Here is a 16,605-nt window from a genome sequence, read left to right on the forward strand (position 1 = left end):
GGCGGCTCAGGCCGCCGCCCAACCCAGCCCCTTGGACAGCCGCTGGACGGCGGCCCGCAGGGACAGCGCCTGCGCGGTGTCGACGCGCGCCGCGAGCGAGGACGCCGGCCCGACGAGGGTCAAGGCCATCACGATCCTGTTCTGGGCATCCAGCACCGGCGCCGACACGCCATTGATGCCCGCGACGTGGTCGCCCTCGACGCAGGCCATGCCCTCGTCGCGGATGCGGGCGCGCATGGCCTTGGGCAGCGCCGGCGCGCCGGCCTCGCGCCAGGCCGCGAACACCCGGCCGGTGGCCGAGGACTGCGGGTCGAACACAGCCCCCTCGCTGACGCTGATCGACACGCTGCGCGGCGGCTGGCAGACCCGGATCGCGGTCGCGCCGCCATTGCCCCAGACGGCGACGAAGCAGGTTTCCCCCAAGGCCTGGGCAAGGTCGCGCGCCTCGGCCACGGCCCATTGCAGGGGATCCTGGCGACTGAGCCAGGACACCGCCAGGTCGCGGATCGCCGGCCCCAAGCCATACTGTCCCGAGTCCGGATCCTGCGCGACCCAGCCGGCGCGCGCCAGGCTGGCGAGGTAGCGGTGCGCCTTGGCGCGGTGCATGCCGGCCTGGCGCGCGAGGTCCGACAGGCCGATGGGGCCGCCGGCCGTCGCCAACACCCGAAACAATTCGAGCCCCACCTCGACGGACTGCACGCCCTTGCTGCCTTCGCCGTTCTCATCCTGCGCCATCCGGGACTCCTTCCTGCCCGCGCCGGACCATTCGGCGCCTCCCGCAGGGATTGTAATCGCAGCATCCCCGCCGGCATCCCGCACGGCATTTTTGCCGTCGGGAAAAACCTGGGCTTGACGTCGATCAAGCACCACGTTATTGTTACTATGTTAATAACATTGTTATTAATAACATAACAAACCGCAGTTCCCCCCCAGCCCTTCCACACCGGAGACCCATCCATGAAAACCCCCATCACCTTCCCCAAGGCCGAAGGCATCCACACTCGCCAGGCCCACTGCGACATCCCCGACGGCCTGTACGAGCGCGAGCATGGCCGCAGCGGCTTTTTCGGGCCGGCCAGCCACATCCTGCACACCCACAAGCCCACTGGATGGACAAAATGGGAAGGCCCGATGGAGCTCACCCTCCTGGACCTGAACAAGCTCGAGGACAGCGCGCCCTGCCCCTGGAAGGCCCGCCGCTTCATGCACAACGCCAACACCCAGGTGTGCTTCTGGAAATTCGACAAGGCCATGCCGGACCTCGCCCGCAACGGCGACGGCGACATGATCCTGTTCTTCCACCGCGGCGAGGGCGAGTTCTTCTGTGACTACGGCCACATGAGCTACCGCGAGGGCGACTACCTGATGATCCCGCGCGGCACCAGCTGGCGCCTCGAGCCCGCCAACCCGGCCGAGGTCCTGACGATCGAGGCCACCGAGGATTCCTTCCAGCTGCCCGATCGCGGCATCGTCGGCCGCCACGCCCTGTTCGACATGGCGGTGCTCGACACGCCCAAGATCGACGAGGCCTTCAAGGCCCAGCAAGGCGAATTCGAAACCCGCGTGCGGGCCAAGCGCCGCAATCAGGTCACCACGGTCACCTTCCCCTACAACTTCCTCGACGCCGCCGGCTGGCACGGCGACTGCTGCCCCGTCAAGCTCAACTGGCGCGACATCCGCGAACTGCTGTCCGACCGCTACCACCTGCCGCCCACCGCCCACGCGACCTTCCTGTCGAACACCATCATCGTCTGCACCTTCGCCCCGCGCCCCATCGAAAGCGATCCCGGCGCGCTCAAGGTCCCGTTCTTCCACAACAACGACGAGTTCGACGAGTCGATCTTCTATCACGCGGGCAATTTCTTCAGTCGCGACAACATCGGCCCCGGCATGTTCACCCTGCATCCCTCGGGCTTCCACCACGGCCCGCACCCCAAGGCCTTCGCGGCGGCCGCGGCCAACAACAAGGGCGAGCGCAAGTACACCGACGAGGTCGCCGTCATGATCGACTCGCGCTTCCCGCTGGAGCTCGACGAACTGCCGGCCGGCGTCAAGGATCCCAACTACATGCAATCCTGGATGGAATGAGGCCCGGACAACCTTGACGGCCATAGGGTTCCCAAGGGGGGCGGGCGGCACAATTTCTATAATGGAACTTCGACCAACCCGCCCCCCAAGGAACCCTGCCGTGGCCTCTGACTCCATCCCCATGTTCGCCGAAAACACCTACCCCTTCGATGCGCGCGGCGTCGCGAAACGCTTCCGCCACGCGGCGATCTTCGGCGCCCTGTCGGCGCTGCAGCCCGGCGAGACCATGCGTTTTTGCAACGACCACGACCCGCTGCCGCTGCTGCAGCAGCTCCAGGGCCATTTCGGCGAACAGATCCAGATCGAGTACCTGGCCCGCAATCCCGGCGAGATCGTCATCGATTTCCGGATCGTCGCCTGATCCGACACGCGGGACGCCGCCCGAAACACCGGCGTCCCTCGCGATTGCGCCCCTGAGGGGGCGCTTTTTTTTACCTGGATCAAGTTTTCGGGAAAAACTGAGGATCTTGGGTTGATTACACTACATGTTGTGTTTAGTATTTATTGAAACACAATATATGGTATTCAATCATCATGACCGATATCCAGCAGTCCCGCCACGCAGCCCCTTTTGTCGACGTCGCCCGCTCGATCGACGAATACCTCGACCGGCAGGACTGGCGCGTCAATGCCAACGCCAACCAGGGCTATTCCCTGGGCGGCCTGATCCTCAACACCTCGGGCAAGATGATCGCCAACTATTGGCTCAGCCACGTCTATCCCGAGGCCATCGGCCGCGCGCACCGCGAGGCCGACCTGCACATCCACGATCTGGACATGTTGTCGGGCTATTGCGCCGGATGGTCCTTGCGGACCCTGCTCAACGAGGGCCTGAACGGGGTGCCCGGCAAGATCGAATCCGCCCCGCCGCGGCACATGTCCAGCGCGGTCGGCCAGATCGTGAACTTCCTGGGCACGCTGCAGAACGAATGGGCCGGCGCCCAGGCCTTCAGCTCTTTCGACACCTACATGGCGCCCTTCGTCCGCAAGGATGCGATGTCGTACGCGGCGGTGCGTCAATGCATCCAGGAACTGATCTACAACCTGAACGTCCCCTCGCGCTGGGGAACGCAAACCCCTTTCACCAACCTCACCTTCGATTGGGTCTGCCCCGAGGACCTGCGCGATCAGGTCCCGGTGATCGGCGGCGCGGACATGCCTTTCGCCTACGGCGAGCTGCAGGCGGAAATGGACATGATCAACCAGGCCTACATCGAGGTGATGATGGCGGGCGACGCCAAGGGCCGGGCCTTCACCTTCCCGATCCCCACCTACAACATCACCCCCGATTTCGACTGGTACAGCCCCAACGCGGAACTGCTTTTCCAGATGACCGCCAAGTACGGGCTGCCGTACTTCCAGAACTTCATCAATTCCGAGCTGAAGCCCAACATGATCCGCTCGATGTGCTGCCGCCTGCAGCTGGACCTGCGCGAGCTGCTCAAGCGCGGCAACGGCCTGTTCGGCTCGGCCGAGCAGACCGGCTCGCTGGGCGTGGTCACCATCAATTGCGCGCGCCTGGGCTACCGGCACCGGGGCGACGAGGCCGCCCTGTACGCCCGCCTGGACGAACTGCTGGCGCTGGGCCGGGACAGCCTCGAGATCAAGCGCGGCGTCATCCAGCACCACATGGACAACGGCCTGTTCCCCTATACGCGGCGCTACCTGGGCACCTTGCGCAATCATTTCTCGACCCTGGGGGTCAACGGCATCAACGAGATGATCCGCAACTTCACCGCGGATGAGCACGACCTGACCACGCCTTGGGGCCACGCCTTCGCCGTGCGCCTGCTGGACCACGTGCGCGCACGCATGGTCGAGTTCCAGGAGCAGACCGGCCACATGTACAACCTCGAGGCGACACCTGCCGAGGGCACGACCTACCGTTTCGCCAAGGAAGACCGCAAGCGCCACCCCGGCATCCTGCAGGCCGGCACCGCCGACATGCCCTATTACACCAACTCCTCGCAACTGCCGGTGGGTTTCACCGACGATCCCTTCGAGGCGCTGGAGCGCCAGGACGAACTGCAGCGCAAGTACACCGGCGGCACGGTGCTGCACTTGTACATGACCGAGCCGCTGTCCTCGGCCGAGGCCTGCCGCACGCTGGTGCGGCGCGCCCTGGGCCGCTTTTCCCTGCCCTACATCACCGTCACGCCGACGTTCTCGATCTGCCCGCGGCACGGCTACCTGCCCGGCAAGCACGAATTCTGCCCGCAGTGCGACGACGAGCTGATCGCCCGCAAGCGCCGGGAAGCCCTCGGCGAATCGATCATCCAGGACACGGGCGTCCCTGCCTGACTACGGGCGTTCCCGCCTGAACCGGGCCCGCAAGGCCCATCACCCCCAGCCCCCTGAACCAAGGAGCATTCACCATGACACAAGCCATCACCCTGCGCGACGACGAACGCCAGCCCTGCGAAATCTGGACCCGCGTCATGGGCTATCACCGCCCCATGTCTTCGTTCAATATCGGCAAGAAGGGCGAATTCCACGAGCGCCGCTACTTCGTGGAACGCCGCGACGGCCAGGCGCCCGCGCGCCAGGCAGCCTAGGACGCGACGCGATGCGCCTCAAGGTCGGCGGGCTCGTGCCTTTCACGGCCACGGACTTTCCGGGCCTGCTGTCCGCCGTGGTCTTCGTCCAGGGCTGCCCCTGGCGCTGCGGCTATTGCCACAATCCGCATCTGCAGCCCCGCACCGCAGACAGTCCCCTGCAATGGAACGAGGTCCTGGCCCTGCTCGAGCGCCGCGTCGGGCTGATCGACGGCGTGGTGTTCAGTGGCGGCGAACCGACCATGGACCCCGGCCTCGGCCCGGCCATCCGCCAGGTGCGGGCGCTGGGCTTGCGCATCGGCCTGCACACGGGCGGCACGCATCCGCGCCGCCTGGCGCAGGTCCTGCCCGACGTGGACTGGGTGGGGCTGGACATCAAGACCGGCTTTTCGGCCTACGAGCGTGTCACGCGGGTGGCCGGCAGCGGCCGACCGGCCCGCGACAGCCTGCGGGCCGTGCTGGACAGCGGCGTGGATTTCGAATGCCGCACCACGGCGCATCCCGACCTGATCAGCGCGGCCGAACTGCTGGCGCTGGGCCGCGAGCTGGCCGGCCTCGGCGTGCGGCGCTATGCGCTGCAGATATTCCGTCCCCAAGGCTGCGCGGATGAAGCGCTGAACGCGCGCGGACAATCCTTGCGGGATTGGCCCGGCGTATCAATCTGCACCGCCTTGCGCGATCTGTTTGCCACGTTCACCCTGCGGCGGTCCTGACGCGGGCTTGCCAATGCAGGGCGGCCGCGGCGCCGCGCGTCCGGCTCAGTCCTGCATGGCGTCCATCAGCATGCGCACGGTGTAATCGGCGAAGCTGCGCCGCACGATCAGTTCCCAGGCATCGCCCCGGTCCCCCAGGGGGCGCAACAGCACGCCGGCCTTGAAGAAGTGCGACTGGGCGCACCGTCCCGCCCCCAGCGTGCGCGGATGCAAGTCCAGCGGGCACCCCGCGTTCAGGACATTCATGGCCTCGGGGCCGTGCAGCTGAACGACGGAATAGCCGCTGGTCTGATCCGTCACGGCAAACCAATGGCCCGCCAAGGCCTGTTCCACCCGCGCCGCCAGCGCGTCCCCCTGCGGTTCCTCGGCGCGCAGCAGCCATTCGTCGGGGGCCAGCCACAGGGCCATGACGCCCTGCCCCTGCGTGACGGTATTGGCCTGCAGCGGCAAGTCTAGGCCCAGGCCGGCGCGCACGGCGTCCCGCAGGGCCCGGGACGCGGGATCCAGGCGCAGATTGACCAGCACGACGCCGGTCTGCTCGGCCAGCCCGGCCGCGTCCGAGACCCGGTACGCCAGGGGATGGCCGTGGCGGGCATGCAGGCCGACCAGCGGGGTTTCGATTTCACTCGACATTTTGACGCGCTCCTTCAGGGTCGTAGAACACCGTGCCGCAGACGCGCGCCGGCATGAATCGGCCATCGGCCGTGGCGACGATCACCTCCTGATCCATGCGGGACTGGCCGTCCTTGAGCAAGGCCAGGGCGATCGAGCGCCCCAGGATCGGGCTCATGTAGCTGGAGGTCACGTGACCGAACATCGGCGCCAGCGGCGCCCGCGTTTCGCTCAGCAGGATCTGGCCGCCTTCGGGCAGCACGCATTGGGGATCGCGGGCCATCAGGCCGACCAGCTGCTTGCGTCCCGGCCCCTGGGTGTGGCTGCGCGTGAGCGAGCGCTTGCCCAGGCAGTCCTTGGTCTTGGCCACCATGCCGCCCATCCCCAGATCCATGGGCGAGACCGAGCCGTCCGTGTCCTGACCGACGATGATGTAGCCCTTCTCGCCGCGCAACACGTGCATGGTTTCCGTGCCATACGGGGTGATGCCATAGGGCTCGCCCGCCCGCATCAGCAGGTCGGTCACGTGGCGCCCGCTGTTGGCCGGGATATAGACCTCGTACGACAGTTCGCCCGAAAAGCTGACCCGCAGGATCCGCGCAAAGACGCCGTCTATCGTGCCTTCCCTGAAGCTCATGAAGGGAAAGGCCTCGTTGCCGAAGTCGATGTCCTGGCACACGGCGCCCAGCACCTTGCGCGCCTGCGGCCCGGCGACCGTCGCCACGGCATACTGATCCGTGATCGAGGTGAGGTAGACGCGCAGGTCCGGCCATTCGGTCTGCAGCCAGCGCTCCATCCAGCTCATGACCCGTGCCGCGCCGCCGGTGGTGGTGGTCAGGATGAAATGGTCCTCGGACAAGCGGATGCTGACGCCGTCGTCCATGACCATGCCGTTCTCATCCAGCAGCAGGCCGTAGCGGCAGCGTCCCGGCTGCAGCTTGGTCCAGGAATTGATGTACATGCGGTTCAGGAACTCGACCGCATCCGGGCCGCGCACGTCGATCTTGCCCAGGGTGCTGTAGTCCAGTATCCCGACGGCGTTGCGCACCGCCAGGCACTCGCGCCGCACCGCGGCATGCATGTCCTCGCCCGGCTTCGGGTAGTAGTGGGCGCGCTTCCAGTTGCCGACGTCCTCGAACAGGGCGCCCTGGGCCACGTTCCAGTCGTACAGGCAGGTCTTGCGGATGGGATCGAAGTAGTCGCCCAGCTCGCGCCCGGCCATGGCGCCGAAACTGACCGGCGTGTAGTTCGGCCGGAACGTGGTGGTGCCGGTTTCCGGGATGCTCTGCTTCAGCGCCTCGGCCAGCACCGCCATGCCGTTGATGTTGCCCAGCTTGCCCTGGTCGGTGCCAAAGCCCATCGCCGTGTAGCGCTTGACGTGCTCCACCGAGTGATAGCCTTCGCGCACCGCCAGGTGGATGTCGGACACGGACACATCATTCTGGTAGTCGATGAACTGCTTGGGCCCGCGGCTGATCTGCGTCCCTTTGCCGACCGACCACAGCGGCATCAGGGGGGTCTCCTCGGGCTGCGGTGCCGACCAGGAAGGCGCATCGACCGCTTGCGCACCGACCGCCCCCTGCGCGGCCCGCAGCCCCGCCCGCACGCCGCCGTCCAGCGCGGCCTGCAGGCTGAAATCCCCATTGGCGGCGCCCACGCTGCTTTGCGGCTGGGCCGCGGCATCCGGCACGAAGCAGGCCCGCCGCTCGCACCAGCGGGGGCGTCCCCGGGATTGCGCATACAGATGCACGACCGGATTCCATCCGCCGGATACGGCCAGCAGGTCGCAGGACAGCACGTCGGCCGTCTCGAGCAGGCGCGCGCCATGCCCGCGCAGCCGGACGCCGGTGACGTGCGTGCCGCCCCGGGCTTCGGCGACCACGGCCTGATGGATCACCCGGATCCCCATCCGCGCGGCCTCCTGGGGAAGGGTCCCATGGCTGAGCACACGCGGATCGACGACCGCGACCTCGGCGCCATGCCGTTTGAGGTCGATCGCGCACTGGTACGCGCCATCGTGATTGGCGAACAGGACCGCGCGGCGACCCGGCAGCACGCCGAAGCGATGGATATAGGTGGATACGGCACCGGCCAGCATCACGCCGGGGATGTCGTTGTTGCCGAAGACCAGGGGCCGTTCATGGGCGCCGGTCGCCAGCACGACGTGGCGCGCGCGGATTTTCCAGACGCGTTCACGCACCCCGCGGCGGCGGCCGACCGGCAAATGATCATGCAGCCGCTCGCAGGCCGTGACCAGATTGTGGTCCTGGTAGCCAAAAGCGGTCGTGCGCTGCAACAACAGGACCTGCGGCAACTGCCGCAGTTCGGCCACGCGCTCGGCCGCCCACTCGTCGGCGGGCCGGCCGTCGATCTGCTCACGGGTGCGCAACAGACTGCCGCCCGCCTCGGGCCCATCGTCCACCACGATCACCCGGGCGCCCGTACGGCCCGCGGCGCACGCTGCCGCCAACCCGGCCGGACCCGCGCCGACCACGAGCACGTCGCAATGCGCGTAGCGCTTGTCATAGCGATCCGGGTCCGGGACCTCGGGCACCGTCCCCAGGCCGGCCGCATCGCGGATGCGCTCTTCGTACTTGCCCCACCAGCTGCGCGGCCACATGAAGGTCTTGTAGTAGAAGCCCGCCGGTATGAAGCGGGCGAGGCGCTGCATGACCGCCAGGCGGTCGCGCTCGATGTCCGGCTTGGCGTTGACGCTGACGGCCGCCAGGCCCTCGTAGAGTTCGACCTCGGTGGCGCGCGCATTGGGCACGGTGTACGGGCCGCTTTCCAGCTGCACCAGCGCGTTGGGCTCTTCGACGCCCGCGGTCAGGATGCCGCGCGGCCGGTGGTATTTGAAGCTGCGGGCCACGAAATGCACGCCGTTGGCCAGCAGGGCCGAGGCCAGGGTGTCCCCCTGGAATCCGGTGTAGTTCTTGCCGTTGAAGGTGAAGCCCAAGGGAACGTCGCGCTGGATGCGGCCCCCTTCGGGCAGGCGGCTGGTCTGCGTCATGTCGTCTCCTTGGTGCCGGCAAAGGTCTCATAGCCCTCGATGTCGTAGCTGCGCGTGTCGCGCTCGGCCATGAACCAACGGCGGCAGCCCTGCGCATGCACCCACTGTTCGCGGAACAGCCCGCAGGTGTTGCGGCGCATGAACACGTAGTCGCCCCACTGCCGGTCATCCATCGATTCATTGTCCACGGGCCGGACGATGCCGGCCTCGCCGCCATAGCTGAATTCGCTTTCGGCACGCTCGCCGCACCAGGGGCATTTGATCAGCAGCATGGCGTCTCCTCAGTGGGCCACGGCAGCGGCGCCGTGCTCGTCGATCAGGTGGCCGCTATAGAAGCGGTCGATGGAAAAGGCCTTGTTCAAGGGATGGGGCTCGTCGTGCGCCACCGTGTGCGCAAACACCCAGCCCGAGCCCGGCGTCGCCTTGAAGCCTCCCGTGCCCCAGCCGCAGTTGAAATACAGGCCCTTGATGTCGGTCTTGCTGATGATGGGGCAGGCGTCGGGCGAGACGTCGACGATGCCGCCCCACTGGCGGTTCATGCGCACGCGGCTCAGGGACGGGAACATCTCGACGATGGCCTGCAGGGTATGCTCGATGCTCTGGAAGCTGCCGCGCTGGCCATAGCCCAGATACTGGTCGATGCCGGCGCCGATCACCAGGTCGCCCTTGTCCGACTGGCTGATATAGGCATGCACGGCGTTGGACATGATGACCGTGTCGATACAGGGCTTGACCGGTTCGGACACCAGCGCCTGCAGCGGGTGGCTTTCGATGGGCAGGCGGATGCCGGCCATGTCGGCCAGCACACTGGTATGGCCGGCCACCACCACGGCGACCTTCCTGGCCTTGATGAAACCCTTGCCCGTCTCGACGCCTTCGACCGCGCCGTCCTTCTTGCGGATGTTGGTGACGGGGCAGTTCTGGATGATGTGCACCCCCAGGCGGTCGGCCGCGCGCGCGAATCCCCAGGCCACGGCATCGTGGCGCGCCACGCCGCCACGGCGCTGGAACGAGGCGCCCAGCACCGGATAGCGGCTGTCCAGATTGATGTTGGGGACGATTTCCTTGATCTGCGCCGGCGTGACCCATTCGCCGTCCACGCCGTTGTAGCGGTTGGCGTTGATGCGCCGCTGCGTGTCGCGGACTTCCTGCAGGTTGTGCGCCAGGTTCAGGACGCCGCGCTGGCTGAACATCACGTTGTAGTTCAGATCCTGCGACAAGCCCTCCCAGAGCTGCATGGCCTTTTCATAGAGCTGCGCGGATTCGTCCCAGAGGTAATTGGAACGCACGATGGTGGTATTGCGGGCCGTGTTGCCGCCGCCCAGCCAGCCTTTTTCCAGGACGGCGACATTGCGCACGCCATGGACCTTGGCCAGGTAGTAGGCGGTGGCCAGACCGTGCCCCCCCGCCCCGACGACCACGACATCGTATTCGCGCCGGGGCTCGGGGCTGTGCCAGGCCCGTCCCCAGCGTTCGTTGTGGCTCAGCCCGTTGCGGATCAGGCTGAAAATCGAGTAGCGATTGCTCATGGTCTCCTCGCTCATATGACGACGCACCCATGCGGGCGGCATGGCTGCAGTACATCAAAAGCGGGGGGGCGCCGATAGAATTATTCCGCCGTACCGATGGAAGAATTTGGCGGATTGAGAGGGGATGGCGACTGCCTTCAGCCCCTCTGGCGTTTTCATTCTAGTCACGCATGCGCTCCGATGATGTAGTAGCCCACAAACAATGCGCGGCATGCTCGGCGTTGCCGCAGCCTCGGACAAGGAGACACACCACCATGCGGACACCACCCCCTCCCGCCCCCACACCCGGACCCACGTCATTTTGCCTGACCGTGTCCTGCCCCAGCCAAGCTGGCCAAGTGGCCGCGATCGTGTCCTTTCTGGACCAGCGCCAGGGCTACATCGATGAATTCACGGTCTTCGACGAAAAGGACACCCGGCAGTTCTTCGTACGCTGTGTGTTCCACACCGAAGGACGGCAAGCCCTGGACTGTGCGTCGCTGAACCGGGATTTCGCGGAACTGGCGCAGCGATTTTCCATGCGCTGGGCCATCCACGACCTGTCCCGGCGCCCCAAGGCGTTGATCCTCGTGTCCAGGCTGGAGCATTGCCTGGCGGATTTGCTGTTTCGCACCCGTATGGGCGAATTGCCGATGGACATCGCCGCGATCGCCTCGAACCACGACACGCTGCGCGGCCACGCCGATGCCGCTGCGATCCCCTTCCACCATCTGCCGGTCGACGACGACAACCGGCCGCAGCAGGAAGCCGCCATCCTGGACCTGGCCCGCACGACCGGGGCCGAGCTCGTCATCCTGGCGCGCTACATGCAGATCCTGCGCCCCGAGACCAGCAAGGCGCTGGCGGGCCACGCCATCAATATCCACCATTCCTTCCTGCCCGGTTTCAAGGGCGCCCGCCCCTATCACCAGGCCTACGAACGAGGCGTCAAAGTGATCGGCGCGACCGCCCATTTCGTCACCGACGATCTGGATGAAGGCCCGATCATCGCCCAGTCCGTCGAACCTGTGAACCATGCGCAAAGTCCCGAGCAACTGCTGGCCACCGGGCGCAACCTGGAATGCCGGGCGCTGGCCCAAGCGGTGCGCGATTACCTGGAACGCAGGGTCTTCATCAGCGGCCACAGGACCGTGGTGCTGTAGCCGCCGATGCGGGGCGCCGAATCAGCGGCGCCCCACGGCCCGCGATTCAGCCGAAATAAGCCTGCTGGACTTCCGTATTGTCCCGCAGCGACTCGGTCGGCCCTTCGGCCACTACACGCCCCTGCATCAGGACATAACCGTAATGCGCCACCGCCAGGGTCTGGTGCACGTTCTGTTCCACCAGCAGCACAGTGACGCCCAGCGCATTGATGCGCTCGATGACGCTGAAGGTTTCCTTGACGAACAAAGGTGACAGGCCGAGCGACGGCTCGTCGATGAGCATGATCCCGGGCGCGGACATCAGCCCGCGACCGATCGAGAGCATCGCCTGCTCGCCGCCGGACATGGTGCCGCCGAGCTGGGCTTCGCGTTCACTCAAGCGCGGGAAAATCTCAAAAACCTGCGCCATGCGTTCCTGAATGACCGCGGGGTCGCGTTCCCGGTACGCCCCTATGCGCAGGTTCTCGCGCACTGTCATCTTGGGAAACACCCGACGCCCCTCGGGAATGCAGGCGATGCCGGCATGGTTGATCCGATGTGTCGCCAGACCCGTGATCTCCCGGTCACCCAGCATCACCCGGCCCGCACGCGGCGGCGTCAATGACAGGATGGAACGAATCAGAGTGGTCTTGCCCGAGCCGTTCGATCCCAGGATGCACGTCACTTTGCCCGGCGCAACCCGAATCGAGACGTCACTGAGCACATCGGCCTTGTCGTAGGCGGTATAGATATGCTCGAGCCGAAGTTCAAGCTGATTTTCCATCACGATTGCCCCAGATAAGCCTGTTGCACATCCGCATTGGCGGCGATCTCGCGATACGAGCCCTCGCACAATTTGCGGCCATAGTTGAGCACCACGCAACGTTCCGTGATGCGTTCGATGACATTCATCTCATGTTCAATGATGACCACGGACAAGCCCGGAATGCGCTGACGCACCGTCAGGATGTCGTCCATCAGCTCGCGGGTTTCCTCGTGGGTCATGCCTGCCGAGGGCTCGTCGAGCAACAGCACGCGGGGCCGGCTGATGAGCGCGCGGCAGATCTCGATGCGGCGCCGGTCGATCATGGCGACGGATCCCGCCGGGTCGAGAATCCGGTCCGCCAGCTTGGCGCTGAATACCCCGAGCAGCTCTCGCGCCTCGTCGTAGGCCTGCGCGATCTGGCGCCGCAAGGCGCCGCGGCGCGCCACATTGAACCATAGGCTGTGGCTCAAGCCCTGATGATTGCCCACCATCACATTGTCAAAAATGGACAGCGTCAGGCATAGGCGAGAGCGCTGGAAGGTGCGCGTGATGCCAGTCCGGTAGATCTGCTGGGCGGTGTAGCCGGTGATCTCGCGGCCATCGAACATGATCTGTCCGCCGCTGGCCAGATACACGCCGGTGATCACGTTGAAGCAGGTCGTCTTGCCGGAGCCATTGGGTCCGAGCAAGCCCAGCACCTCGCCGCCATAGACGTCCAGGTCGAGATGGTCCAACGCCACCACCCCGCCGAAGCGCATGGTCAGGCCGCGACAGGAAAGCAATGCGTCGCTCATTTCGCGCCTCCTTTGACGACCAGCGTGCGCAGGGGACGCCGGAACAGTCCGTCGGGCCGGAACAGCAGGATCAGGATGACCGCCACACCGTACAGCAGGAAACGATATTCCTGGATCGCCTGCAGCTTTTCGGGCAGCAGCAGAACGATGATCGCCGCCGGGAACACCGCCCATTGGTTGCCCATGCCTCCCAACACGATGATGGACAGCAGGATCAGCGAATCGGCGAAGGTGAAGCTGGTGGGTGCGACAAAGCCCGTCATCATCCCGAAGCAGGCGCCGGCAATGCCCGCGAACACGTTGCCGATGATGAAGACGGTGATCTTCCAGCGCGCGATATTGATGCCGAAAGTTGCCGCCGCGACCTCATCGATACGCACCGTGTCGAAACTCACTCCGATCCAGGAGCGCTCGATGCGGCGGGACACGACAAAGAACACGACCAGCAGCCCAAAGATCAGGACGGCGTAATTGGCGTAGAAGGAAAATGTCAGCCCGAACAGCGTCAGATCCTGGCCCAGATCCCAGCCGAACAAGTTCATGCTGGGCATCAGGATTCCCTGAGGGCCGCCCAAGGTATCGTTGACCTCCAGAAAGGAACGGAACATCGTGCCGAAGGCAATCGTCACCAGGGCCGCATAATGGCCGCGCGTGCGCAGCACAGGCAGCAGGAGCATGGAACCCAGCAACGCCGCCATCAGGCCCCCGGCGAGGATCACCAGCGCATGCGGCATGGCCGTATGCACCGACAGGACGGCGGCGGTGTAGGCGCCGGTGCCGAAGAAGGCCGCGGCGGCGAAGTTCATCACTCCGCAAAGACCGGTTTGCAGGTTCAGACCCAGACACACGATGCTGTAGAGCATGATCGTGGACAGCAGCAGCAGCGAGAAATGCTCCTCGCGCAGCACCACGATCACCACGAGAAAGCCCAGCCCGATGCTCAGGTTCGAGGCCGTGCTCCAGGTTGCCATGCCATGCGAGGCGCGGGCGAACCAGCCCGTGCGCCGCGCAATGAGCCCCCCGCCCACGGCCACGACGAACGCGAGCAGCATGTTGAGCTCATCTTCCGCGTGCATGAGGAATATCACGAAGGCCGCCATCGCGGCGATACCCGCCAGAACGGCGATCAGATCTGGAATGCGTCTTTCGATCGTCATTGTCTTATACCCGTTCCGAAGATTTTTCACCGATCAGCCCCGTGGGCTTGATGGCCAGCATCACGATAATCAAGCCGAAAGCGATGACCTCCTTGTAGGCGCTGGGCAGTGGCAACAACACCACTGTCGCGACCTGGATCGCGGCAAACAGGAAACCGCCCAGGATGGCGCCATAGATATTCCCCAGCCCGCCGACGACCGCCGAGCTGAAGCCGATGACCGCCAGCATCAGGCCATTGCCGAAATACACCTCGCGGTAGTACAGCCCGTTCATGAGGCCGGCCACCGCCGCGAGACCGGAACCCAAGCCGAACGTCGCCAGCACCACCCAGCGGAAGTTGATGCCCATGACACGCGCCGTCTCGCCATCCTGCGCAACCGCGCGGATGGCCAGGCCAAGGCGGCTATGATTGATCAATACATTGACGCCCCAGATCACGGCCAGGCCCACCACGACCAGGATCAAGGTGTCGATTCGCAGCTCGAAGCTGCCGAACATCAGGGAATGGGTGGGCAGCAGCTCGGGAAACGGCTGCGGATTCGACCCGCTGGGGTAGAACAGGCGGATCGCCTCACGAATCACCGTGCCGACCATCAAGGTGATCAACAAGGTGATGAAGGGTGGGGCTTCGCGCAGCGGCAGCACGCAATACTGGGCAATCAACGCGCCCACCACCACCATGCTGGCCACCGACACGATGGTGATCACCAGCAAGTTGACCCAAGGCTGCTCCACCCCTACGGCATGCAGACCAAGATAGGTGGCCAACCCGACGAAGGCGCCCAGAGTCACCACATCGCCATGCGAGAACTTTATGACGTCGAGCACCCCGAAGAACAGCGTGAAGCCGACGGCGACTATCGCATAGATGACGCCCAGCATGACACCGTTCCAGATATACAGTCCTATGAATCCGAGGTCCATGGAATTCTTCCGGGTAGCGCCTGCCCGCGCGCCTACGGACTAGGCGCGGAACGGGTCAACGGCAAGGTTTCAAAAATGGGGCCGCCCGACAACCGCGGCCCCGGGCCAGTCTCATCGCCCCTTGAGCTTGCGCTTGCCGGTGGCGTACTCGCTGTCTTCCCAGTCGATCCACTTGCCGTCCTGAACGATGTACTTGGTGGTGGACGGATTGATGTTCTGGCCATGGTCGTCGAAGGTCACCTTGCCGATGATGGCGTCGTAGTCCTTCACGTCGGCCAACGCATCGAGGATTTTTTCCCGATCCGGACCCACGCGCTCGATTACATCGATCGCCAGCTGCGTGGCCGTGAACGCGTAGGGGCCATAGGCTTCGAATGGCTCGTTATAGTTCTGCTTGGCGTACTCCTCCAGGAAGAACTTCCCACCCGGCAGCCTTTCGACGGGCGGCATGTCATACATCGCCATGACGCCCTCGGCGAGATCACCGGCACCCTTGAGGAAGGCATCGCCCACCATGCCCGAGGTACCCTGGAACTGCGCGTCGATGCCCAGGCGGTCCATCTGGGTGACCCCGCGCACGGACAGCGGCGTCAGGCTGCCAAAATAGATGATTTCGGGGTTGACCTCCTTGATCTTGGTGAGTTCGGCATTCAGGTCCTGCTGGTCCACGCTCACGCCAAAGCTCGCCAGCATTTCACCTGGGGTGTCTTCCGTGAGGAACTTATTGAAGTAGTGGAACATGGACTTGCCATAGTCCGTCGTGTCGTAGATGGCCGCCCAGCGCCGATAGCCCATGTCCGTAAAGAACTTGGCAGCGACTTTATTCTGCGAAATCAGCGTGGCGCTGACCCGGTGCATGCTGCGCGTTTTCCTTTTATAGGTCACATCGGGGTGTACCGCCGCCCACACGATGACGGGGGCCTTGAAGCGTTCATAGACATCCACTGTGGCCACCGCCACCGCCGAACAGTAATGGGGAATGATCACCTTGATGGATTTGTCGGCAGCCGCCCGAGTGGCCACCTGGACACCGACATTGGGCTTGCACTCGTCATCCAAACTGACCAGTTCGAACTCATACTTGGCCTTGGGATCCGCGTTATGGAGCTTGACGGCGAGTTCGGCGGAATTGCGCCCTCCCAGCCCGTGCGAAGAATTGGAACCACTCAATGGGCCGATGAACGCCAGCTTCACCGTTTCCTTGGCGCTGGCGACGCCGGCCGTGCCCACCATCAACGCGAGCGAGGCCATCACGGCACCCGCTTTAAGGATCAACTTCTTGTTCATGATGTCTCCTATTGATTTTAATATGCCCGCGGTCGGCGGCACCGCCTT

Annotated in this window: 16 protein-coding genes; 6 read left to right on the forward strand and 10 right to left on the reverse strand. The window is 65.0% G+C overall.

What is annotated here, in order from left to right:
• Window positions 1-6: 6 nt before the first annotated feature.
• On the reverse strand, window positions 7-735 hold the full coding sequence (locus tag OOZ48_RS01380) for an IclR family transcriptional regulator (protein WP_269494938.1): 729 nt from the start codon (window positions 733-735) through the stop codon (window positions 7-9).
• A gap of 222 nt (window positions 736-957) precedes the next feature.
• Here OOZ48_RS01380 and OOZ48_RS01385 point away from each other — a divergent pair, with 222 nt between their 5' ends.
• The 5 genes from OOZ48_RS01385 to OOZ48_RS01405 all read left to right on the forward strand — a co-directional run bounded on the left by OOZ48_RS01385 (window position 958) and on the right by OOZ48_RS01405 (window position 5,356).
• On the forward strand, window positions 958-2,088 hold the full coding sequence (locus OOZ48_RS01385; protein ID WP_269494941.1) for a homogentisate 1,2-dioxygenase: 1,131 nt from the start codon (window positions 958-960) through the stop codon (window positions 2,086-2,088).
• A gap of 121 nt (window positions 2,089-2,209) precedes the next feature.
• Window positions 2,210-2,449: a DUF2249 domain-containing protein gene (locus OOZ48_RS01390; protein WP_269495386.1), complete on the forward strand. Its 240-nt coding sequence runs from the start codon at window positions 2,210-2,212 to the stop codon at window positions 2,447-2,449.
• Between the two features lie 173 nt (window positions 2,450-2,622).
• Window positions 2,623-4,389: a ribonucleoside triphosphate reductase gene (locus OOZ48_RS01395; protein ID WP_269494944.1), complete on the forward strand. Its 1,767-nt coding sequence runs from the start codon at window positions 2,623-2,625 to the stop codon at window positions 4,387-4,389.
• Between the two features lie 74 nt (window positions 4,390-4,463).
• On the forward strand, window positions 4,464-4,643 hold the full coding sequence (gene nrdD, locus OOZ48_RS01400; protein WP_269494947.1) for an anaerobic ribonucleoside-triphosphate reductase: 180 nt from the start codon (window positions 4,464-4,466) through the stop codon (window positions 4,641-4,643).
• An 11-nt stretch (window positions 4,644-4,654) separates the two neighbouring features.
• Window positions 4,655-5,356, forward strand: a complete 702-nt coding sequence (locus OOZ48_RS01405) for an anaerobic ribonucleoside-triphosphate reductase activating protein (RefSeq protein ID WP_269494950.1) — start codon at window positions 4,655-4,657, stop codon at window positions 5,354-5,356.
• 45 nt (window positions 5,357-5,401) lie between these two features.
• Here the strand turns inward: OOZ48_RS01405 and OOZ48_RS01410 are convergent, their stop codons facing one another.
• From OOZ48_RS01410 to OOZ48_RS01425, 4 genes are read right to left on the reverse strand one after another with little or no spacing between them, the layout of a single operon-like run.
• On the reverse strand, window positions 5,402-5,989 hold the full coding sequence (locus OOZ48_RS01410; RefSeq protein ID WP_269494952.1) for a sarcosine oxidase subunit gamma: 588 nt from the start codon (window positions 5,987-5,989) through the stop codon (window positions 5,402-5,404).
• Entirely contained in the window at window positions 5,979-8,978 is a 3,000-nt protein-coding gene (locus tag OOZ48_RS01415) for a sarcosine oxidase subunit alpha family protein (protein ID WP_269494955.1), read from the reverse strand. Before OOZ48_RS01415 ends, OOZ48_RS01410 begins: the two co-directional genes overlap by 11 nt.
• Window positions 8,975-9,250: a sarcosine oxidase subunit delta gene (locus OOZ48_RS01420; RefSeq protein ID WP_269494957.1), complete on the reverse strand. Its 276-nt coding sequence runs from the start codon at window positions 9,248-9,250 to the stop codon at window positions 8,975-8,977. Before OOZ48_RS01420 ends, OOZ48_RS01415 begins: the two co-directional genes overlap by 4 nt.
• Window positions 9,251-9,259: 9 nt before the next feature.
• Complete coding sequence (locus tag OOZ48_RS01425) at window positions 9,260-10,507, reverse strand: sarcosine oxidase subunit beta family protein (RefSeq protein ID WP_269494959.1); 1,248 nt, start codon at window positions 10,505-10,507, stop codon at window positions 9,260-9,262.
• A gap of 254 nt (window positions 10,508-10,761) precedes the next feature.
• Between OOZ48_RS01425 and purU the strand changes: the two genes are divergently transcribed.
• Window positions 10,762-11,649 (forward strand): formyltetrahydrofolate deformylase, encoded by an 888-nt coding sequence (purU, locus tag OOZ48_RS01430; protein WP_269494961.1) that lies wholly within the window; start codon window positions 10,762-10,764, stop codon window positions 11,647-11,649.
• Between the two features lie 46 nt (window positions 11,650-11,695).
• Here purU and OOZ48_RS01435 read toward each other — a convergent pair whose 3' ends face one another.
• The 5 genes from OOZ48_RS01435 to OOZ48_RS01455 all read right to left on the reverse strand — a co-directional run bounded on the left by OOZ48_RS01435 (window position 11,696) and on the right by OOZ48_RS01455 (window position 16,557).
• On the reverse strand, window positions 11,696-12,412 hold the full coding sequence (locus OOZ48_RS01435; RefSeq protein WP_269494963.1) for an ABC transporter ATP-binding protein: 717 nt from the start codon (window positions 12,410-12,412) through the stop codon (window positions 11,696-11,698).
• Window positions 12,412-13,188 carry an ABC transporter ATP-binding protein gene (locus tag OOZ48_RS01440; RefSeq protein ID WP_269494965.1) on the reverse strand — a complete coding sequence of 259 codons (777 nt, stop codon included), beginning with the start codon at window positions 13,186-13,188 and terminating at the stop codon, window positions 12,412-12,414. Before OOZ48_RS01440 ends, OOZ48_RS01435 begins: the two co-directional genes overlap by 1 nt.
• On the reverse strand, window positions 13,185-14,345 hold the full coding sequence (locus OOZ48_RS01445) for a branched-chain amino acid ABC transporter permease (RefSeq protein WP_269494967.1): 1,161 nt from the start codon (window positions 14,343-14,345) through the stop codon (window positions 13,185-13,187). Before OOZ48_RS01445 ends, OOZ48_RS01440 begins: the two co-directional genes overlap by 4 nt.
• A gap of 4 nt (window positions 14,346-14,349) precedes the next feature.
• Window positions 14,350-15,270: a branched-chain amino acid ABC transporter permease gene (locus tag OOZ48_RS01450; protein ID WP_269494969.1), complete on the reverse strand. Its 921-nt coding sequence runs from the start codon at window positions 15,268-15,270 to the stop codon at window positions 14,350-14,352.
• 111 nt (window positions 15,271-15,381) lie between these two features.
• A complete protein-coding gene (locus OOZ48_RS01455; RefSeq protein WP_269494971.1) occupies window positions 15,382-16,557 on the reverse strand; it encodes a branched-chain amino acid ABC transporter substrate-binding protein in 1,176 nt (391 codons plus the stop codon).
• Window positions 16,558-16,605: the final 48 nt, after the last annotated feature.

Origin of the sequence: Castellaniella sp. S9, from assembly GCF_027257175.1 — a bacterium.
Lineage (GTDB): Bacteria > Pseudomonadota > Gammaproteobacteria > Burkholderiales > Burkholderiaceae_B > Castellaniella.